Annotated in this window: 15 protein-coding genes and 1 tRNA gene; 12 read left to right on the forward strand and 4 right to left on the reverse strand. The window is 61.4% G+C overall.

Translation table 11 applies throughout. From position 1 onward, the window contains the following. The first annotated feature begins 1 nt into the window (after position 1). On the forward strand, positions 2 to 2,233 hold the full coding sequence (gene glgB / locus AB4N84_RS24595) for a 1,4-alpha-glucan branching protein GlgB (RefSeq protein WP_460043624.1): 2,232 nt from the start codon (positions 2 to 4) through the stop codon (positions 2,231 to 2,233). A 570-nt stretch (positions 2,234 to 2,803) separates the two neighbouring features. Here glgB and AB4N84_RS24600 read toward each other — a convergent pair. Beyond that, positions 2,804 to 3,847 carry an alpha/beta fold hydrolase gene (locus AB4N84_RS24600; protein ID WP_460047129.1) on the reverse strand — a complete coding sequence of 348 codons (1,044 nt, stop codon included), beginning with the start codon at positions 3,845 to 3,847 and terminating at the stop codon, positions 2,804 to 2,806. Between the two features lie 340 nt (positions 3,848 to 4,187). On the opposite strand from AB4N84_RS24600, the gene fdnG reads away from it, so the two are divergent. From fdnG to AB4N84_RS24635, 7 genes are all read left to right on the forward strand, one after another. Beyond that, positions 4,188 to 7,253 (forward strand): formate dehydrogenase-N subunit alpha, encoded by a 3,066-nt coding sequence (gene fdnG, locus AB4N84_RS24605; protein WP_460043625.1) that lies wholly within the window; start codon positions 4,188 to 4,190, stop codon positions 7,251 to 7,253. Beyond that, positions 7,253 to 8,200 (forward strand): formate dehydrogenase subunit beta, encoded by a 948-nt coding sequence (gene fdxH / locus AB4N84_RS24610; protein ID WP_325951151.1) that lies wholly within the window; start codon positions 7,253 to 7,255, stop codon positions 8,198 to 8,200. The genes fdnG and fdxH overlap by 1 nt, the downstream gene beginning before the upstream one ends. Further along, a complete protein-coding gene (locus tag AB4N84_RS24615) occupies positions 8,197 to 8,877 on the forward strand; it encodes a formate dehydrogenase subunit gamma (protein WP_074751122.1) in 681 nt (226 codons plus the stop codon). Before fdxH ends, AB4N84_RS24615 begins: the two co-directional genes overlap by 4 nt. A gap of 4 nt (positions 8,878 to 8,881) precedes the next feature. Beyond that, the gene (gene fdhE, locus AB4N84_RS24620) at positions 8,882 to 9,814 is read left to right on the forward strand and encodes a formate dehydrogenase accessory protein FdhE (protein WP_460043626.1); all 933 of its coding nucleotides are present in this window, start codon (positions 8,882 to 8,884) and stop codon (positions 9,812 to 9,814) included. A 188-nt stretch (positions 9,815 to 10,002) separates the two neighbouring features. Continuing rightward, the gene (gene selA, locus AB4N84_RS24625) at positions 10,003 to 11,433 is read left to right on the forward strand and encodes an L-seryl-tRNA(Sec) selenium transferase (RefSeq protein WP_460043627.1); all 1,431 of its coding nucleotides are present in this window, start codon (positions 10,003 to 10,005) and stop codon (positions 11,431 to 11,433) included. Then, on the forward strand, positions 11,430 to 13,361 hold the full coding sequence (gene selB / locus AB4N84_RS24630; protein ID WP_460043629.1) for a selenocysteine-specific translation elongation factor: 1,932 nt from the start codon (positions 11,430 to 11,432) through the stop codon (positions 13,359 to 13,361). Before selA ends, selB begins: the two co-directional genes overlap by 4 nt. Before the next feature lie 28 nt (positions 13,362 to 13,389). Further along, positions 13,390 to 13,485: transfer RNA gene (locus AB4N84_RS24635), tRNA-Sec, on the forward strand. 308 nt (positions 13,486 to 13,793) lie between these two features. On the opposite strand, the gene AB4N84_RS24640 is transcribed toward AB4N84_RS24635, so the two are convergent. After that, on the reverse strand, positions 13,794 to 13,943 hold the full coding sequence (locus tag AB4N84_RS24640) for a hypothetical protein (RefSeq protein WP_460043631.1): 150 nt from the start codon (positions 13,941 to 13,943) through the stop codon (positions 13,794 to 13,796). A 2-nt stretch (positions 13,944 to 13,945) separates the two neighbouring features. On the opposite strand from AB4N84_RS24640, the gene AB4N84_RS24645 reads away from it, so the two are divergent. Continuing rightward, on the forward strand, positions 13,946 to 14,623 hold the full coding sequence (locus tag AB4N84_RS24645) for a TIGR04211 family SH3 domain-containing protein (protein WP_460043633.1): 678 nt from the start codon (positions 13,946 to 13,948) through the stop codon (positions 14,621 to 14,623). 51 nt (positions 14,624 to 14,674) lie between these two features. Here AB4N84_RS24645 and AB4N84_RS24650 read toward each other — a convergent pair whose 3' ends face one another. Then, positions 14,675 to 15,889, reverse strand: a complete 1,215-nt coding sequence (locus tag AB4N84_RS24650) for an MFS transporter (RefSeq protein ID WP_460043635.1) — start codon at positions 15,887 to 15,889, stop codon at positions 14,675 to 14,677. A 421-nt stretch (positions 15,890 to 16,310) separates the two neighbouring features. On the opposite strand from AB4N84_RS24650, the gene ggt reads away from it, so the two are divergent. The 3 genes from ggt (at position 16,311) to AB4N84_RS24665 (ending at position 20,355) form a co-directional block, all read left to right on the forward strand. Next, positions 16,311 to 18,038 carry a gamma-glutamyltransferase gene (ggt, locus tag AB4N84_RS24655; RefSeq protein WP_460043636.1) on the forward strand — a complete coding sequence of 576 codons (1,728 nt, stop codon included), beginning with the start codon at positions 16,311 to 16,313 and terminating at the stop codon, positions 18,036 to 18,038. Between the two features lie 158 nt (positions 18,039 to 18,196). Beyond that, positions 18,197 to 19,135: a GTP cyclohydrolase FolE2 gene (gene folE2 / locus AB4N84_RS24660; protein WP_460043638.1), complete on the forward strand. Its 939-nt coding sequence runs from the start codon at positions 18,197 to 18,199 to the stop codon at positions 19,133 to 19,135. A gap of 137 nt (positions 19,136 to 19,272) precedes the next feature. Beyond that, positions 19,273 to 20,355 (forward strand): DUF1624 domain-containing protein, encoded by a 1,083-nt coding sequence (locus AB4N84_RS24665; protein WP_460047130.1) that lies wholly within the window; start codon positions 19,273 to 19,275, stop codon positions 20,353 to 20,355. 89 nt (positions 20,356 to 20,444) lie between these two features. Here AB4N84_RS24665 and AB4N84_RS24670 read toward each other — a convergent pair whose 3' ends face one another. Next, positions 20,445 to 21,479, reverse strand: coding sequence for a D-cysteine desulfhydrase family protein (locus AB4N84_RS24670; RefSeq protein ID WP_460043639.1), 1,035 nt, complete (start codon positions 21,477 to 21,479; stop codon positions 20,445 to 20,447). Between the last annotated feature and the right edge of the window lie 9 nt (positions 21,480 to 21,488).

A 21,488-nucleotide genomic window follows, 5' to 3' on the forward strand; every position in this document is an offset into this window, starting at 1 on the left:
AATGAGTGCGTCTGACCAATTCGGTGATGGCAACCACAAGTTGTTGCCCAGCGCCGGCGATATGGACGCGTTGATCCGCGCCGAACACCGTGACCCGTTCTCCATGCTCGGCCCCCACAGCGATGGCAAGGACGGGCAGGTGATCCGCGCCTATCTGCCCAATGCGCTGGGTGTGCGCGTGCTGTCTCGCGACGGTGAGCGTGACCTTGGCGAACTGACCATGAGCGACAAGCCCGGCTTTTTTGCCGGGCATTTTCCGGTGCGCGAGCCGTACCTGTTGAAGATCAACTGGGCCACCGGTGAGCAGATCACCGAGGACCCTTACAGCTTTGGCCAGTTGCTCGGTGAGATGGACTTGTACCTGTTTGCCGAGGGCAATCACCGGGATTTGAGCAGCGCCCTGGGTGCGCAGGTGAAAACCGTCGACGGCGTCGAGGGTGTACGGTTTTCGGTGTGGGCACCCAATGCACGTCGCGTCTCTGTAGTGGGCGATTTCAACAGTTGGGACGGTCGTCGCCATCCGATGCGCGTGCGCTATCCGTCCGGCGTGTGGGAGATTTTCATCCCGCGCATCAAGCCCGGTGAGACCTATAAATACGAGATCCTCGGGCAGCACGGCGTCCTGCCACTGAAAGCCGACCCGATGGCATTGGCTACCACGGTGCCGCCGAACACAGCGTCAAAAGTGGCTGCGCCGCTGAGCTTTAACTGGCAGGACACCGACTGGATGCAGTCGCGCGGCGACAAGCACGACATCCAAAAACCGCTGTCGATCTATGAGTTGCATGTCGGTTCGTGGAAATGGCACCACGGCGGGGACGATGAACCGGATCGTCCCTACAACTGGCATGAGCTGGCCGAAAAACTGATCCCGTACATCAAGGGCCTGGGTTTCACCCACATCGAACTCATGCCGATCATGGAACACCCGTTCGGCGGTTCATGGGGTTATCAGCTGTTGTCGCAGTTCGCGCCTAGCGCGCGTTATGGCACGCCTGAGGATTTTGCAGCGTTCGTCAACGCCTGCCACCAGAATGACATCGGCGTTATTCTGGACTGGGTGCCCGCGCATTTCCCGACCGATACCCACGGTCTGGCGCAATTCGACGGCACTGCGCTGTATGAATATGGCAACCCGCAGGAAGGCTTTCACCAGGACTGGGACACGCTGATCTACAACCTTGGTCGCACGGAAGTGCACGGGTTCATGATCGCGTCGGGTCTGCACTGGTTGAAGAACTTCCACATCGACGGCCTGCGTGTCGATGCCGTGGCTTCGATGCTCTACCGCGATTATTCGCGAAAGGCCGGGGAGTGGGTGCCTAACCGCTACGGCGGCCGTGAGAACCTGGAAGCGATCGACTTCCTTCGCCACCTCAACGATGTGGTTGCCCTTGAGGCACCCGGCGCATTGGTGATCGCCGAAGAGTCGACGTCATGGCCCGGCGTCTCCCAGCCGACTCAACAAGGCGGCCTCGGGTTTTCATACAAATGGAACATGGGGTGGATGCACGACACCCTGCATTACGTCGAACAGGACCCGATTCATCGTCAGCACCACCACAATGAGTTGAGCTTTGGCCTGGTTTACGCTTGGTCCGAACGTTTCATCCTGCCGATTTCCCACGACGAAGTGGTGCATGGCAAACGTTCGCTGATCGACAAGATGCCGGGCGACCGCTGGCAGAAATTTGCCAACCTGCGCGCCTATCTGACGTTCATGTGGACCCACCCCGGCAAGAAGCTGCTGTTCATGGGCTGCGAATTCGGCCAGTGGCTCGAGTGGAACCATGACAAGGAACTGGACTGGCATTACCTGGAGTACGCCGATCACAAGGGCGTGAAGACACTGGTCGGGGACCTGAATCGTCTTTACCGCTCGGAGAAGGCGCTGTATGAGCAGGATTGCCAACCGCAGGGTTTCCAGTGGGTGATTGGTGATGACGCCGGTAACAGCGTGTATGCCTACCTGCGCTGGAGCAAGGAGGGTGAGCCGCTGCTGGTGGTTGCCAACCTGACGCCGGTGCCGCGCCATGGCTATCGGGTGGGCGTGCCGTTCAGCGGGAAGTGGGCTGAGCTGTTGAATTCCGATGCCGGGGTGTATGCGGGTTCGAATATTGGCAACGGCGGGGCGGTGGTGGCTGATGATGTGAAGAGCCATGGTCAGGCGTTTTCGCTGGCGCTGGATTTGCCGCCGTTGGCGGTGGTGGTGTTCAAGCCGGTTGGAGAATAGTGAGGGCGCTTTGGGTGGGCCCATGCCTCGCGTGTATATCCGTTGTTGAGGGTGGCGTTGACATGGGTTCCGCCCTTACGGCGGGTCACTTTTTCCAAGAGCCGAAAAAGTAACCAAAAAGGCCCCGCTCCCTGTACGGCCCGACTTCGTCGGGTTCCCTCGCTCCGGCATTGCTCCGGGGGCACGCCGCCGACCGGCCATCCTTGGCCGAACGTCGGCTAGCGCGACATCCATGTCGCGCTGCCCCCTGCGCAATACCTCTGCTCGGCCTCCCAAAGTCGCAACCTGCGTCGTTCACAACCTCTCGGTACGATCGCGACGACGTCGTTCGGACTGTCGCGGGTTTGGAAGCAAAAACAACGCTTCGCGTGGTAACGCAGTGAATGACGCTCCGCGTCAATGGAACGCGGAGCGTCTTGCCGGGCATTCCGGCGCGGAGCGTGGGGGCGATCAAAACTTGAGCACCACTCGGACCTGTGGGAGTCAGCTTGCTGACGAATGGAGTGTGTCATTCACCCTCGATGTACCCGAAACGCCTCAACCCGTTGAGGGTTACTTTCCCTACGCCCCTCAACGCTTCTTCTCAGTCTCTTTCATAAACGCCGCCAGTTCGCTGGCATAGAACCGCGCGTTCCCTGTGGTGCCGTGCCCTCGGGTGTCGGCGCTGGCCGGGATGAGCAACAGCCGCGCGTTCTTTATCTGCTTCAGTGACGTTTGCAGGGTCCCGGTTTCAGGTGGGTTGCGCTCATCGTCGGCCGCATTGATCGCCAATACCGGCGCCTGGATTTTGCTGAGGCCAGGCGCAGCGTTGAAGTCGGCGGACGATTGCCATTGGTAGATGAAGTCATTGGCATCGGCGGTCTGCGGGGCGTTGAGGCTTTCGTCCACCCGTTTGTCAGCCAATGCCCGGGTCGGTGCGCTGGCCTGGTACGCCAGAGTGCCGCCGCTGGTGGCGGTGCTGAACATGGCGTTGGCCAGGCGCAGTGAAGGGGGTTGTGCGGTGTAGTTGCCGTTGTTCCAGGCCGGGTCCTGTTTGATGGACTCCACCAGCAAGCGACGCATCATCCAGTTGCGCGAGGACATCTCTGTCGGTTGTGACGCCATGGGGACCAGCGCATCCATCATCTGTGGCCAGTTTTCACCCCACATCCAGGTCTGCATGCCGCCCATGGAGTTGCCGATCACCAGACGCAGGTGCTTGACCCCCAATCCTTCGGTGACCAGTCGGTATTGCGCTTGCACCATGTCTTCGTAGTTGTACTGCGGAAACGCCGCGCGCAGGCCGTCTGAGGGTTTGGTCGATTGCCCCATCCCGATCCCGTCGGTCGAAATGATGTAGTACTTGCTCGCGTCCAGCGGCTGGCCCGGGCCGAACAGTTCGCCGCCGAAGTCTTTGCTCAGCACATCGCTGCCCGGTCGGTAGGTGCCATGCAGGTAAAGGATGGCCGGGTTTTCCGGGTTTCCCAGGGTCACGTAGTGCAACTTGAGGTCGTTGAGTTTTTTGCCGTCATGAAAGGTGAATTCGGGGGCGACCCAGTCGCCTTCTTTCGCGGCGGGCAACGAAGCCGCTTGAACGGTGTGACTGGCAAACAGCGAGGCGCACAGCAGAGGCATGGCATGCAGGAAGGGGAATCTGATGTTCTTGTTATTCATAGACGCTCCACTTGAGGTGTTGACCGGATCAGCGCGCGCGGCACCGGGGCCCAACGCGTCGACGGTCCTCGATCATCGTTCTATGAACGAATGCTGTGAATACCTATTTCGCGCTCACAATTATTCACAGCCACCCACGCCGCAGATCGCCTGCGCCGGGGCCGATGATCTGATTTCCTGGCGATGCTGGCATTCTGGGCTAGAGTTTTTGAGGTCGGGTTTGCGCCGACACGTGTTCAACACCCGTGATTGAAAGGACCCGACAACGTATCGGGTCTTTCCACCTGATCAGGAGTTCACGATGGACCTCAACCGTCGGCAGTTCTTCAAGGTCGCCGCTGTCGGCCTTGGAGGCTCGAGCCTGGCGGCGTTGGGCATGGCCCCAACGTCTGCGTTCGCCGAGCAGATACGCCATTTCAAACTCGCCCACACCCATGAAACCCGCAACACCTGCCCGTACTGCTCGGTCGGCTGCGGATTGATCATGTACAGCCAGGGCGATGCCGCGAAAAACGTCGCGCAGAGCATCATTCACATCGAAGGCGACGCCGATCACCCGGTCAACCGCGGCACCTTGTGCCCGAAAGGCGCGGGTCTTCTGGACTTCATTCACAGCCCGGGCCGCCTCAAATACCCTCAAGTGCGCAAGCCGGGGAGCAGCGAATGGACCCGCATTTCCTGGGATGAGGCGCTGGACCGCGTGGCGGACCTGATGAAGGCCGACCGCGACGCCAACTTCATCGAAAAGAACGACAAGGGCCAGACCGTCAACCGGTGGCTGACCACGGGCTTCCTTGCAGCGTCCGCGGCGTCCAACGAAGCCGGTTACATGACGCACAAGGTCATTCGCGCAACCGGCATGCTGGGGTTCGATAACCAGGCACGTGTCTGACATGGCCCGACGGTGGCAAGTCTTGCCCCGACGTACGGCCGTGGAGCCATGACCAATACCTGGACCGATATCGCCAACGCGAATCTGATCCTGGTGATGGGCGGCAACGCAGCAGAAGCACACCCTTGCGGTTTCAAATGGGTGACCGAAGCCAAGGCGCACAACAAGGCACGCTTGATCGTGGTCGACCCGCGTTTCACGCGTACTGCGTCCGTGGCCGACTATTACGCGCCGATCCGCACGGGCAGCGACATCGCGTTCATGGGCGGGTTGATCAACTACCTGCTGACCCAAGACAAGATCCAGCACGAATACGTGCGCAATTACACCGACGTGTCCTTCATCGTCAAAGCCGGTTATGGCTTTGAAGACGGGATCTTCAGTGGATACGACGCGACCAAGCGGCTCTACACCGACAAGTCGGGTTGGGGCTACGAGCTGGGCGAGGACGGGTTTGTCAAAGTCGACCCGACCCTGCAGGACCCGCATTGCGTCTATCAGCTGATGAAGCAGCATTACAGCCGTTACACCCCGGAAATCGCCAGCCTGACCTGCGGCATGCCACAGGACCGGATGATGAAGATCTGGGAAGAGATCGCCACCTGCTCGACACCGGGCAAGACCATGACGATTCTCTACGCGCTGGGCTGGACGCAGCACTCCATCGGTTCGCAGATCATCCGCAGCGCGGCGATGGTGCAACTGCTGCTGGGGAACGTCGGCATGCCGGGCGGAGGCGTGAACGCCTTGCGCGGTCACTCGAACATTCAGGGCCTCACCGACCTTGGGCTGCTGTCCAACGCGCTGCCCGGTTACCTGACCCTGCCGTCCGATGCGGAACAGGATTACGACGCGTACATCACCAAACGCACGCAAAAGCCCCTGCGTCCGGGGCAACTGTCTTACTGGCAGAACTACAGCAAATTCCACGTCAGCCTCATGAAGTCCTGGTATGGCGCCAATGCCACGGCCGAGAACAAATGGGGTTATGACTGGCTGCCGAAGCTCGACATACCCAACTACGACATCCTGAAAATGTTCGACATGATGGGCAAGGGGCAGGTCAACGGCTATATCTGCCAAGGGTTCAATCCCATCGCGGCGTTGCCGGACAAGAACCGGGTGATGAAGGCGCTCGCCAAGCTCAAATGGCTGGTGATCATGGACCCGCTGGCGACTGAGACGTCTGAGTTCTGGCAGAAAGTCGGCCCGTACAACGACGTACAGACTGACGCCATACAGACGGAAGTCATTCGCCTGCCCACGACTTGCTTCGCGGAGGAAGACGGCTCGCTGGTGAACAGCAGCCGCTGGCTGCAGTGGCACTTCAAAGGCGCGGAGGGTCCCGGCGAAGCCACCACCGACATCCGCATCATGAGCGAATTGTTCCTGCGCCTGCGCAAGCGCTATCAGGAACAGGGCGGTGCGTATGCCGAACCGCTGTTGAAACTGAGCTGGCCGTACAAGGTGCCTGAGGAACCGTCGCCCGAAGAGATTGCCAAGGAGATCAACGGCGCCGCCACGACGGATTTCACGGATTTCTCAGGCGCGGCCATCAAGGGTGGCGCGCAGCTGACCGGATTTTCCCAGCTCAAAGACGACGGCAGCACGGCGTCTGGGTGCTGGATTTTCTGCGGCAGCTGGACCGAAGCCGGCAACCAGATGGCACGACGGGATAACAGCGACCCCTATGACATGCACCAGCATCAAGGGTGGGCATGGGCCTGGCCGAGCAACCGGCGCATCCTGTACAACCGCGCCTCCGCAGACACCCACGGCAACCCCTGGGATCCGAAGAAACGGCTGGTCTGGTGGAATGGCAAGGCCTGGACGGGCACTGACGTGCCGGACTTCGTCGTGACCTCCGCGCCGGAAGCGGGGATGAATCCGTTCATCATGAACCCCGAAGGGGTGGCGAGATTCTTCGCCGTCGACAAGATGAACGAGGGGCCATTCCCGGAACACTACGAGCCGTTCGAAACCCCGATCGGCATCAACCCGCTGCACCCCAACAACAAACAGGCGACCAGCAATCCTGCCGGACGCATCTTCGATTCGGTATGGGACTCATTGGGGGTGGCCAAGGACTTCCCGTACGCGGGCACCAGTTACCGATTGACCGAGCATTTCCACTACTGGAGCAAGCATTGCCGGCTCAATGCGATTGCGCAGCCTGAGCAGTTTGTCGAGATCGGGGAGGCGCTGGCCAAGGAGAAAGGCATCGTCGCAGGGGATCGGGTCAGGGTGAGCAGCAAGCGCGGATTCATCGAGGCGGTTGCGGTGGTCACCAAGCGGATCCGGCCGTTGCAGGTCAACAATCAGGTGGTGCATCAGATCGGTATCCCGATCCATTGGGGGTTCACCGGCACCACCCGCAACGGATACCTGGCCAATACGTTGGTGCCGTTCCTGGGTGACGGTAACTCGCAAACCCCGGAATCCAAGTCGTTCCTGGTGAACGTGGAGAAAATCTGATGGCCATTCAAGACATCACTGCACGTTCAGCCACCACCACGGTGCCCTCGTCGGTCAGGCAACTGGAAGAGGTCGCCAAACTGATCGACACCACCAAGTGCATCGGCTGCAAGGCTTGTCAGGTCGCGTGCTCGGAGTGGAACGAGCTGCGCGACGAGGTGGGCCACAACCACGGCACCTATGACAACCCGCAGGACCTGAGCGCAGAAACCTGGACCCTGATGCGCTTCACCGAGCACGAAACCGCCGACGACAACCTGGAGTGGCTGATTCGCAAGGACGGCTGCATGCACTGTGCTGATCCCGGTTGCTTGAAGGCGTGTCCAAGCCCGGGTGCGATCATCAAACACGCCAACGGCATCGTCGATTTCAACCAGGATCACTGCATCGGTTGCGGTTACTGCATCACCGGGTGCCCGTTCGACATTCCGCGGATCTCGCAGAAAGACCACAAGGCGTACAAATGCACGCTGTGCTCGGACCGCGTCTCCGTGGGGCTTGAACCAGCGTGCGTGAAGACCTGTCCGACCGGTGCCATCGTCTTTGGTACCAAGGAAGACATGAAGGTGCACGCTGCCGAGCGGGTCGTCGATCTGAAATCCCGAGGGTTTGAAAACGCCGGTCTGTATGACCCCGCCGGGGTCGGCGGCACCCACGTGATGTACGTGCTGCACCACGCCGATGATCCCAGGTTGTACGCTGGCTTGCCGAAGGACCCGGAAATCAGCCCGTTGGTGGGGCTGTGGAAAGGCGTCAGCAAACCGCTGGGGCTGCTTGCCATGGGCGTCGCGGTGCTCGCGGGCTTCTTCCATTACGTGCGCATCGGCCCGCAGCGCGAGGAAGACGAGCACGAACCTGTGAAAGACCCGAATGTGCACGATGTCGATCCTGCCGTGCATGTCTATGACCCCCATAAAACGGGACCTGAAGGGGAGCAGCGGCCATGAGCGAAAACCGTGAACCCGGCAAGACCATCCTGCGCTACAACGCCAATGAGCGGACCAACCACTGGCTGGTGGCGATTCTGTTCTTCATGGCAGGGTTGTCCGGCCTGGCCTTGTTTCATCCGGCGATGTTCTGGCTGACCCATTTGTTCGGCGGAGGCCCGTGGACGCGCATCCTGCACCCGTTCATGGGGGTGGCGATGTTTGTGTTCTTCCTGGGATTGGTGATTCGTTTCTGGCGCGCCAACCTGTTCATCCCCAATGACCGCCTATGGCTCAAGCGGATCGACCGGGTGATGGTCAACTCAGAGGAGGGCGTGCCGCCGATTGGCAAATACAACCCCGGTCAGAAGCTGCTGTTCTGGACGCTGCTGCTGTGCATGCTGGCGTTGCTGTTGAGTGGTCTGGTGATCTGGCGTGCCTACTTCAGCGAGTACTTCGGCATCACGGTGATTCGTCTTGGCGCTTTGGTGCACGCGTTGGCGGGCTTCGTGCTGATCACCAGCATCATCGTGCATATTTATGCCGGTATCTGGATCAAGGGGTCGGTGAGCGCCATGCTGCATGGCTGGGTCAGCCGCCGCTGGGCGAAGAAACATCATGCGTTGTGGTATCGCAAGATCGTCGATGAAGAAGGCCCGCCGGTTCAGGCGCAGCCTCGTGTAACCAAGAAAGGATGACGCGTTGAGTCAGACCCTCGAACCCGAAGAAATCCAGGCGCAGGCGGGGGCTTATTCCCTGCCGTTCCTGTACCTGCCGCCTGCCAACCTGTTTGCGCTGCGAGCCGCACGCCTGGAACTGCTCGCCGAAGGGCATCCGTTGGCCGACTACCTGCGTCTGATCGCGGCGCTGTGTCGGGTTCAACAGGATCTGCTCGATCAGCCACCCAGCGACTGGGTCCCGGACAGCGGCCGTCTTGAGGTATGCCGTCAGCACGGCCTGCCGCCGCTTGCCGCCGACAGCCTGGTTCGCGAAGCGCACTGGCAGCGCTATCTGGAAGCACTCCTCCAACGCTTCCAACCGTTAGCGCAGGATCACGTCAAGCAGGCCGTCGCCCGGTTACTCTCTGCAGACGAAGGACAGCGCAAAGCGTGGGCGATTTCACTGCTCAGTGGTCAGTACGCGGGTCTGCCAGCGGCTGTGGTGCCGTTTCTGGGCGCCGCCCTGCAAACGGCCTGGAGCCATTGGTTGTTGACGCTGTCCTTAACCGACCTCAAACCCTGCGACAGCCTGGGCCAGTGCCCGGCCTGTGGTTCACCGGCGATGGCGGGTGTCATTCGTCATCGCGGCAAGTACAACGGTCTGCGCTACCTCGTGTGTTCGCTGTGTGCCTGTGAATGGCATGTGGTACGGGTCAAGTGCGTGTATTGCGAACAGAGCAAAGGCCTGAAGTACGTCAGCCTGGACGATGACCGCGTGGCGGTGGACAAGGCGCCCCTGCGGGCCGAGGTCTGTCCGGGCTGCAACACGTACCTCAAGCAGATTTATCTGGAGTGCGATGCCGAAGCCGAGGCGTTGTCGGCGGACCTGGCGAGCCTGATGCTGGACATGCGCCTGGACCTGGAAGGCATCCAGCGGCTGGCGCCGAACCTGATGCTGGCGCCTGGGGGCGAGTGAAAAGGGCGTCTACACTCAGATTCCGCAACACGCTGCAATCTGCTTCTGGCCCGCAGGCGCCGGCTTGCTGGCGAAAGGGGCTGTTCAGTCAACAGAGAGAGGACTGAGTGGACGCCTTCGCCAGCAAGCCGGCGCCTGCGGGCTGGATGGAAGGCAGTTCCTCAGGACGCCTATTTCGGAGTACATGAATGCCCGCAAACCTTGCCTCGATCCCGCCGCGTTTACCCTCCGTCGACAGCCTGTTGCGTCATCCCGCCTGCCATCCCCTGATCGACCGCTATGGACGCGACGCGGTGCTGGCCACCGTCCGCCAGTTGCTCGATGACGTGCGTGAGTCGGCTGTAACAGGACACGCCAGTGCAGCGGAGCTCAGCAGTGAGGTATTGGCGGGCAGGGCATCGGAGCGTCTGGCGATCCAGCACCGGAGCAAGGTGCGCCGGGTGTTTAACCTGACGGGCACAGTGCTGCACACCAATCTGGGCCGGGCGCTGCTACCCGAGGAAGCCATCGAGGCCATCCAGACCGCCGCGCGTTACCCGCTGAACCTTGAGTTCGACCTCACCAGCGGCAAGCGCGGCGACCGCGATGACCTGATCGAGGGGTTGATTCGTGAACTCACCGGCGCCGAGGCCGTAACCGTCGTCAACAACAATGCGGCGGCGGTGTTGCTGGCGCTCAACAGCCTGGGCGCGCGCAAGGAAGGCATCATCTCTCGCGGCGAGCTGATCGAGATTGGCGGTGCGTTTCGCATTCCCGACATCATGGCCCGGGCGGGCGTGAAGCTGCATGAGATCGGCACCACCAACCGCACCCATGCCAAGGATTACGAGGCAGCCATCAATCCGCGCACGGGCTTGCTGATGCGCGTTCACACCAGTAACTACAGCATTCAGGGCTTCACCACGAGTGTGCCGACGCAGGCACTGGCGAGCATCGCCCATGAGCACGAGCTGCCGCTGCTGGAAGACCTGGGGAGCGGCAGCTTGCTGGACATGACACGCTGGGGGTTGCCGGCCGAACCGACGGTGCGTCAGACCTTGGCCGAAGGCGCCGACATCGTGACCTTCAGCGGCGACAAGCTGCTCGGCGGTCCACAGGCCGGCTTGATTGTCGGCAGCAAAGCGCTGATCGCAAAAATCAAAAAGAACCCCCTCAAACGCGCGTTGCGCGTGGACAAGTTGACCCTGGCGGCGCTGGAAGCCGTCCTGAGTCTGTACCGCGATCCCGACCGCCTGGCCGCGCGTTTGCCCAGCCTGCGCCTGTTGACGCGTGGGCAAGGTGAAATTCTGGCCCAGGCCGAACGCCTGCGGCCTCTCTTGGCCAAGACACTGGGCGAAGGCTGGGGCGTGGCCGTGCAGCCGAGCCTAGGCATGATCGGCAGCGGCAGCCAACCGGTGGCGCGGCTGCCCAGCGCTTCGTTGTGTTTACGACCGATCGTCTCGAAAAAGCTTCGCGGCCGTCAGCTTCACAGGCTGGAGGCCGGGCTGCGTAACCTGCCGATTCCGGTGTTGGGGCGCATCGACGATGACGCGCTCTGGCTCGATCTGCGACAACTGGACGACGAAGCGGGCTGGACGGGCCAGTTGAGCCAGTTGCGGTGGGAGGGCGAGGCGGGGTGATTGTCGGGACCGCTGGACACATCGACCACGGCAAGACGGCGTTGCTGGAAGCGCTGACCGGGCAAGCGGGCGACCGCCGACGCGAGGAACGCGAGCGCGGCATCACCATCGACCTGGGTTATCTGTACGCGCCCCTTGCTGCCGATGCGCCACTGACCGGGTTCATTGATGTGCCCGGCCACGAGCGCTTCATTCACAATATGCTCGCTGGCGCACAGGGTATCGATCTGGTGCTGCTGGTGGTCGCGGCGGACGACGGCGTGATGCCTCAAACCCGCGAGCACCTGGCAATCGTCGAATTGCTCGGAATTCCTGCGTTGCGGGTCGTGATCAGCAAGTGCGATCGGGTCGACTCGGCCCGTGTGCAGCAGGTCCGCACGCAGCTTCGTCACCTGCTGGCGTCGGGTCCGTATGCCGATGCGCCGCAGTTCGAAGTCGCAAGCCTCACGGGCGAAGGTATCGACGCCTTGCGTCAGGCCTTGCTCAATGCTCAGAACAGCGTGCTGGAACGCAGCCACCGCGGCGGCTTTCGGCTGGACATCGACCGGGCGTTCAGTGTGTCCGGTGCCGGTATTGTCGTGACCGGGACTGCGCTGGCCGGAGAAGTGACCGTTGGCGACACGTTGCGACTCGGGCAATCAGGCAAGAGCGTGCGGGTACGTGGTCTTCACGCACAGAACCAGACCGCCGCACGCGCTCGCATCGGGCAACGTGTGGCGCTGAATCTGAGCGCTGAGAAGCTTTCCCTGGAACACATCCATCGCGGCGACTGGTTGCTGGCGGAGTGGCTGTTCGCGCCGACCCGGCGGATCGACATCGACCTGCAATTGCTGAACAGCGAGACGCGCGCGTTCGAGCACTTCAGCCCGGTTCACGTCCACATTGGCACTCAGGACGTTACGGCCCGCGTCGCCTTGCTTGAAGGGGGCAGTGTCGCCCCCGGCGGGCGCATGTTCGCGCAATTGCTGCTCAATGCGCCGGTGCACGCGGTTCATGGGGATCGTCTGGTGGTGCGCGACCAAAGCGCGCAACGCACCTTGGGTGGCGGCCGGGTGCTGGACCCGTTTGCACCGTCACGTCAGCGCCGCAGTGCCGAGCGACTGGCGACGCTGAACATTCTTGCCGGCGCGCCGGACCTTGAAACAGCACTGCCCGCATTGATTGCACACAGCGAAACCGGCCTTGACCCGCAGCGGCTGGAACGGCAGTTCAATCGCCTGCGCGCGACCTGGCGATTACCGCCCGACATCCAGACCATTATCACTCGGCAAGGGCAACTGCTGTTCAGCGAGGCGCGATGGCAAGCCCTGCAAGGTGCATTACTTGGACATCTGGGACGCTTCCATGAGCAGGAGCCTGATCAGCTCGGGCCTGATCGCGATCGGCTACGGCGTTTCGCGGCGATGCCGCTGGAGCGTCCGGCATTCATTGCCCTGATTGACGCGTTGCTTGCCGCAGGCACAATGGCCAGCAGCGGACCGTGGCTGCACCTGCCGGATCATCAGGTGAAGCTCAATAACGAAGACGAGCAGTTCTGGGAGCGCCTTTCACCGCTGATGCAGCAGGCGCGCTTCGACCCGCCGTGGGTGCGTGACCTTGCCGCGGCCACCGGACGCACCGAAGCGGACACGCGTTTGCTGCTGCGCAAGCTGGCGCGCATCGGGCAGGTGCATCAGGTGGTGCGTGATCTGTTTTATCTGGAGTCCACAATTCGGGAAATGGTGGCTATGCTGTTGCAACTGTCTGCAGCGGATCCGGTGATTCAGGCGGCAGCGTTTCGCGACAGGCTGGGCATCGGCCGCAAGCGCAGTATCCAGATTCTCGAGTATTTCGACCGTATCGGTTTCACCCGTCGTATCGGCGATCAGCGCCAGGTGCGGGGGGACAATGCTCTGGCGCAGGCGTCCAGGCCTGACGCTCAGGGGTGAAACGTTCCGAGACGGTCAGTTCGATCATGGAAGGCAATCGCGCCCGGTGGCGCGGCCGGGCTTCAAACCCGGTTGGGGACGGCAGCCGTTCCCGGGCAGGTTCGACTCCCGCTGCCTTCCGCCATTTTTCTTCTGCCTTAATAGGCGTCTGATGACGCTCGATCCTGGGGGAACCTGGTCTGGGCGGCACTCCGACGAATGCGCCATGACAGTCTGCATGCGATCGTTCCCACCCTCTGCGTCCACTTTGACGCAGAGCGTCAACCACGCGGGTGTGGTAAGGATCAGGGGACCACAGGCGCATAAGACGCTTCCACCGGCACGGGGTTGTTAGTACCCGCTGCGGCATTTCCCGGACGAACGTCACCTCCCTGTAGTGAACCTGACACCGTTTGAACGGTCTGTTGACCACTGCGCGCGCGGTGCGCCGGGTCACGAGGCCCCGGTGTTTTGTGGATTTCCCCGCGCGTTGTTGCCTTCTCCAGCGGTTGCAGCGCCTTGCTCGTCGCTGCCGATCAGGCTTTTGTCCATTGCATGCGGCCCGCCCATCCGGCCTTTCTTTTTATTTTTGTCGAAGATCACCCATGTCTCTATCTCGTCCCGTTTCTGCTTCTCTTCCATCCTCCCTGTCGCCGGGCGCCCGACGCCGTTTGCTCAGCGCCGGCTTGCTGGGAACCCTGCTGACCGTTGGTGTAGTCGCCCAGGCGCAAGCTGAAGGCAAGGATCGCTGGGTCAACGACACCTTGAGCACCTACGTCCGCAGCGGCCCGACCGATGGCTATCGCATTGTCGGCACGCTTAAATCAGGTCAGAAAGTCGAGTTGCTCACCACCCAGGGCGATTACAGCCAGGTGCGCGGCAATGCCGGTGACACGGTGTGGATCCCCTCGGCAGATCTGCAGGAAGTGCCCGGCCAGGCCGAGCGTTTGCCGCAACTGACTCAGCAAGTCGCCGACCTCAGTGCCCAACTGAAAACCATCGACGACGACTGGAAAACCAAGGTCCAGGGCATGCAGGAGACGCTCGATTCGCGCAAGAAACTGGTGGATGAGCTGGAAGCCCGCACGAAGGACCTCAACGCCCAACTGACCGACGCCCAGTCGGAGCTGCGGTCTACCCAGGCCAAGCTCGGTGACGAGAACAATCAGGTGCTCATGCGCTACATGGTGTATGGCGGTAGCATCGCGGGGGCGGGGCTGTTGCTCGGTTTGATCCTGCCGGCGCTGACCCGGGGTCGCAAGCGCAACGACCGCTGGTTCTAACCGGTCAAGTACGGCCGGCGACAGGCGACAGCCATTGAAGCCGGACCAGGCTCAGGTTGCCAATGGGGTTCTGACACTGCGCTGATATCGGAACCAGACCAGCGCTGCCCACAGCCCCGAGGCAGCGCCAATGCCCATGGCCCAACGCGGGCCAAACAGATCGGCGACCCAGCCCACGATGGGCGCGCCGACGGGCGTGCCGCCCAGGGTGGTCGCCAAAAGAATCGCCATCACCCGCCCTCGCATCAATGGATCGGTCGACAACTGCACCATGCTGTTGGCCGATGTGGTGAAGGTCTGCGCCGAAATCCCCAACACGAACAGCAGGCCGCCGAAAAGCCAGAAGTTCGACATCAGGGCCGCCATTACGAAGCACCCGCCGAACAGCGCGCAGGCCCAGAACAGCAGCATCGGACCCGGGCGCGAGCGTCGCGCAGAAAGCAGGGCGCCGGTCACTGAACCCACTGCCATCAGCGACGTCAGCAGACCGTAATGGCTGGCGTCGGCGTCGAACACCGTGACGGCCATGGTCGAGATGTAGATGGGGAAGTTCAGGCCGAACGTGCCCATGAGAAACAGCATCAACAGGATGGCTTTCAGGTCAGGGCGAGCCCAGACGTAGCGGAAACCTTCGGCCAGTTGGCCGCGAACACGGGGAGGGCGTTCGCGCGCGTGCATCTGGTTTTTCCGCAGTTTGCACAGCGAGACGATCATCGCGACAAACGTCAGCACGTTCAGCAGAAACACCCAGCCATTGCCCACCCAGGGAATCAATAATCCGGACACCGCCGGGCCGACCATTCGCGCCACGTTGAACGACAGCGAGTTCAAGGCCACAGCGTTGCTCAGGTAGGACTCCTCGACCAGATCGGACACAACGGTCTGCCGCGCCGGGGCATCGATCGCAGCAACGCAGCCGGAAACCAGCGCAAAGAAATACACGTGCCACAACTGCACATGCCCGGTGACCGTCAGCAGCCCGAGCCCCAGGGCCGAGGCGGCAAACGCCAGTTGCGTGCCGATGAGCAGTTTACGTCGGTCGAAATGATCGGCCGCGTAGCCGCTGATGGGCAGAAGCAGCAACATCGGCCCGAACTGCAAGGCCATGACAATGCCCAGCGCGGTGGCGTTCTGTTCGGTGAGCTGGGTGAGCACCAGCCAGTCCTGCGCCGTGCGCTGCATCCAGGTGCCGATGTTGGAGACGATCCCGCCCAGAGACCAGACGCGGAAGTTGTAAACAGCCAGCGAACGGAAGGTTCTGGCCATCAGCAATGTGGCTCGGTCGGTCGGATTTTTTCACCAGGGCAGGCCTTCTCAGCAAGTCGAACGACGTCCTTTGTCGGTGTGTCCGGGGTGGTCGTGATGACTCTCATGCGACCGGACGCAGGCCCTAGGTTACGCGTATACGCACGGGTCGTGCAGCACCTGACGCACTTTTCATGGAACGGACGTCCCAGTAAAACCGCGACGTTTCCGTGAAATATCCTGTCATAGGTACTGGGTTTGTTCTGCGGTACGCGCTACTTTGGTGCAGCTTCAGACGCGGTAGCGGTCAATGAACAACGCTCAAAAAAATGTGCATCTGCAGTCGCAAGGATGCCGGGCCAACCGCGAGAGGGTGCATCCCCGTCACGGTTCGACCCGTTCAATGCTGTTCCACATTCAGAAGAATAAAGAGAGTCGACACATGAAGTATGAACCCTTGGCCAAGTCGCTGATTGCGACAGCATTTACCCTCGCTTTTTCATCCACGTACGCGGCGTCCGTTGCCCCGGTCGCTGCCGAAAACGGCATGGTGGTCACGGCGCAACACCTCGCGACCCACGTCGGCGTGGACGTTCTCAAATCCGGTGGCAACGCCGTCGATGCCGCGGTTGCCGTGGGCTATGCATTGGCGGTGGTTTACCCGGCAGCGGGCAATCTGGGCGGCGGTGGTTTCATGACCATTCAGCTCGCCGATGGCCGCAAGACTTTCCTGGATTTCCGTGAAAAAGCCCCGCAAGCCGCCACCGCCAACATGTACCTGGACAAAGACGGCAACGTCGTTCCTGACTTGAGCTCCAAAGGGCATCTCGCCGTAGGTGTGCCGGGAACCGTGTCCGGCATGGAGATGGCGTTGAGCAAATACGGGACCAGGAAGCGGGCAGAAGTGATTGCGCCTGCGATCAAACTGGCCGAGAACGGCTTTGTCCTGGGGCAGGGTGACGTTGACCTTCTGCACACCGCGACCGATGAATTCAAGGCAGACGCCAAGGACCTGGGGACGATCTTCCTGAACAAGGGCCAGCCGCTGCAGGTCGGCGACAAGCTGGTGCAGAAAGACCTGGCGAAAACCCTCAAGGAAATCTCGGCGAAGGGCACCGACGGTTTCTACAAGGGCTGGGTGGCCAAAGCCATCGTCGACTCGAGCAAGGCAGGCAAGGGCATCATCGTCCAGGCGGATCTGGATAAATACAAAACCCGCGAACTGGCGCCCATCGAGTGCGATTACCGTGGCTACCACGTGGTCTCTGCACCGCCTCCCAGCTCGGGCGGTGTGGTGATCTGCGAGATCATGAACATCCTCGAAGGCTACCCGATGAAAGAGTTGGGTTACCACTCCGCCCAAGGGATGCATTATCAGATCGAGGCCATGCGCCACGCGTACGTTGACCGTAACAGTTACCTCGGCGATCCGGATTTCGTGAAGAACCCGATCGACCACCTGCTCGACCGTGACTACGCAGCGAAACTGCGTGCCGCCATCGAGCCGCAGAAAGCCGGTGTGTCCCAGGACATCAAGCCGGGTGTCGCGCCCCATGAAGGCAACAACACCACTCACTACTCCATCGTCGACAAGTGGGGCAATGCGGTGTCTGTCACGTACACGCTCAACGACTGGTTTGGCGCGGGCGTGATGGCGAGCAAGACCGGTGTCATCCTCAACGACGAGATGGACGACTTCACTTCCAAGGTCGGCGTACCGAACATGTATGGCCTGATCCAAGGCGAGGCCAACGCCATCGCCCCGGGCAAGACACCACTGTCGTCGATGAGCCCGACCATCGTCACCAAGGATGGCAAGGCCGTCATGGTGGTCGGTACGCCGGGTGGCAGCCGGATCATCACCGCCACGCTGCTGACCATGTTGAACGTCATCGACTACGGCATGAACATTCAGGAAGCGGTTGACGCGCCACGTTTCCACCAGCAATGGATGCCGGAAACCACCAACCTGGAGCGCTTCGCCGTGAGTCCCGACACCCAGAAGATCCTTGAAAGCTGGGGCCATAAGTTCGCCGGGCCTCAAGACGCGAACCACCTGGCGGCGATTCTGGTCGGCGCACCCTCGTTGGGTGGCAAACCGGTCGGCAACAACCGTTTCTACGGCGCCAATGATCCACGCCGCAATACCGGGCTGTCGTTGGGTTACTGAGTCGGAGAGCCGGGCGGGGCAGCGTTGGCTGCCTCGCTCGATTGCTCTATTTACGGATTTTCGTTGCCAGATTATTCCCATGAGATGTTATGTTATAACTCTCCGTGACGAGCGTTTGGCGCTCGAATGACTCCTGTGCTCCGAGAATCCGTCTTTGTATGAACAGTCTTCTTCCCGACGTTGCTTGCTCCGAAGTATCCCAAGCGTTGCTGCCACTCGATTGGGTCGGCATGCAGGGCATCGACATTCCCCTGATGCTTGACGAGCCTGGCGTTGATGTCGCTGTGCACGCGCGCGCCGATCTGCAGGTGAACATGCCCGTGCCGCAGATCAAGGGCATCCACATGTCCCGGCTGTACACGTTGCTGGACCGTTTCGCGGAGCATCACGCGGTCAGCCCGGCGAGCCTGGCCGCTCTGCTGGAGCTGATGGTCGCCAGCCATGGCGATTGTCATTCGTCGCAGGCGAGGCTACGCCTGTCGTTTGAATTACTGTGCAAGCGAGCGGCGCTGGTGACCGCGGGTCTGAGCGGCTGGAAGTCATACCCTGTGGTCATCGATGCGCAATGGCAGCAAGGCCATCTGATGCTGGACGTCTGCGCAGACGTCACGTACTCGTCAACCTGCCCGTGCTCTGCCGCCTTGTCTCGCCAACTGCTGGAACAGGCCTTCAGGGCGCAGTTCGCAGCGGGTGTGGTCGACAGCGTTGAGGTGGCTGAGTGGTTACGTCAACACGGCTCCCATGCGACGCCTCACAGTCAGCGCAGCGTCGCAAGTGTTCGTGTGCGGATCGAACAGGAAGCCGAGCAAATGGGTCTGCTCAGTCTCATCGACGCAGTGGAGGCCGCCTTGGGCACGCCTGTCCAGACCGCTGTGAAACGCGTCGACGAGCAAGCTTTTGCCCGATTGAACGGGCAAAACCTGATGTACGTCGAAGACGCCGCGCGCAAGATCCAGCAATCGCTTTCGTTGCGTTTCCCGGTCAGCAGTGTTTCGGTCAGGCATCTGGAAAGCCTGCACCCGCATGACGCGGTGGCGTCGGTCTCCAACGACTTGGCAGTGCCGTTGCGGACGGTGGGCGGAGGGCGTTGGGCATGAGTGAGATGTTCACTGGACTGAATCGCGACGCACGAGGCGCAGCACCCGCCACCGACACCGCGTGTTCGCCCGGCGCGCTCCAGCGCCCGGCACGTTTGCAATCGATCGATGCATTGCGCGGCCTTATCATCCTGTTCATGTTGCTCGACCACGTGCGCGAAACGTTTTTTCTGCATCGTCAGGTGTCGGACCCCATGGATGTCACCAGCACGGGGCTGGATCTGTTTCTGAGCCGCACCCTGGCGCATTTTTGTGCACCCTTGTTTGTGTTCCTCACCGGTCTCTCCGCGTATCTGTACGGCGAGCGGCACGCGGGCAAAGGTCAGGTCGCCGGTTTTCTGTTCAAGCGCGGATTAGTGTTGATTGCACTGGAGCTGACGCTGGTCAATTTTGCCTGGACCTTTCAGTTCCCGCCGACGGTGATCTATCTGCAGGTCATCTGGGCCATCGGCCTGAGCATGCTGGCGCTCGCAGCGCTGGTGGCCTTGCCCCGAGGATGGCTGGCAGCCGTCGGACTGGTCATCATTGCCGGGCACAACCTGCTGGACGATGTGCATTTCGCGGCGGGTTCACGCCTGCACATTCCGTGGGCGATTCTGCACGACCGGGGCTGGGTCGAGGTGCTCGACAGTCTGCGCCTGCGCACGTCCTACCCGGTGTTGCCGTGGATCGGCGTCATTGCCGTGGGGTACGCGGCCGGCCCCTGGTTCGCCAGCGGCAGTGACCCGGACAAGCGTGAGTTGAATCTGATGGCGTGGGGATTTGGCATCCTTGCGCTGTTTCTGGCGTTACGCAGCCTCAACGGCTATGGCGAACACAGCTGGGTGATCGGCGAAACCACGACGCAGACCGTGATGAGCATCTTCAACATCACCAAATACCCGCCGTCTCTGTTGTTCATCAGCCTGACGCTGGGCGTGGGGCTGCTGCTGCTCGCGTGGATGGAGCGCAGCAACGGCCAGCGATGGTTGAAGCCGCTGGCGATTTTCGGTGCGGCACCGATGTTTTTCTACCTGTTGCACTTGTATGTACTCAAGTGCCTGTACGTCATTGCAATGGCCATCTGGGGCGCGTCGCACGGCAGCTACTATGGCTTCGATTCAATGGCTGCGGTCTGGGCCTGTGCCGTGGTGCTGAGTGTGCTGTTGTTTCCCGCCGTGCGCTGGTTCGCCGAGCTCAAGGCCCGGCGCCGGGATATCCACTGGTTGAAATACTTCTGACGCGGGTGCACACGGCCCTGCAGCGTGTGCTGATGATCGACGCGAAGCATCACGCCGTCAGGTCGGCGAGTCTGGTGCTTTTTGGCCGGTCACTCCGGCTGGAACGTTTCGCGATACGCATACAAACCCACCGCCCCCCCGGTCATGACGAACAGCACGTTGTCGCCAGGCTGATAACGGCCTGCCCGCAAGTCGCTGATCAGTCCGGCAAAGGCTTTGCCAGAGTACACCGGGTCCAATAACAGGCCTTCGCTGCGTGCCATCAGGCGAACCGCGTCCAGCATGTCCTGGGTTGGAAGGCCATAACCGCTGCCCAGCTGACTGCCGTCGATATTAGGTGCCTCGGTCGGTGTTGCCTCTGGCGTACCCAATAACTGAGCGGTCGCCTGCATCAACTGCCGCGTCTTGTCGATTGCGGCCGCCTGTTCGACCAATACGGCAAAGGATTTCACCAGGCCGGGCTCGCGCTGCAGGGCGGCAAAACCTGTGGCCAGGCCCGCATGGGTGCCGGCGCTGCCATTGGGCACGATCACATGTTTGAAGCGAATGCCCTGTTGCTGCTCCTGATGTGCAATTTCTGCGGCACAGCGGGCGTACCCCAGCGCGCCGAGTGGCGTGGAGCCGCCTGTGGGAATAACCAGTGCATTGCGCCCGGCCTGGCGCAATTGCCCGGCGCGGGCATGGGCAATCGCCAGACTGTCGGTGCCGCCCGGATGGGTCTCCAGTCTGGCGCCAAAGAGATGGTCGAGCAGGACGTTGCCGTTGTGGTCGTAATCGGTATCGGATTTTGGCACCGCACGGGTCAGGACCAACTCGCAGTTCAGGCCCAGACGTGCGCAGACTGCCGCCGTCAGACGCGCGTGGTTGGACTGCACGCCACCAACGGTAATCACCGTATCAATGCAATCTTGCTGAGCGCTGCCCAGCAGAAACTCGAGCTTGCGTAACTTGTTGCCGCCACCACCGACGGGCATGTGATCGTCACGCTTGAGGTATATGCCGACGCCTTTGGCGTACTTTTTGAGCGCTGTTTCAAGTCGTTCGGCCCGCTGGATACGCGTCGGTTCATCCAGCAGCGCGACTCGGGGGAACGCAGCCAGGGCCTGCTCCAGTGATGTTTGCATCGACGTTCC

The organism is Pseudomonas sp. S2_H01, assembly GCF_054668305.1.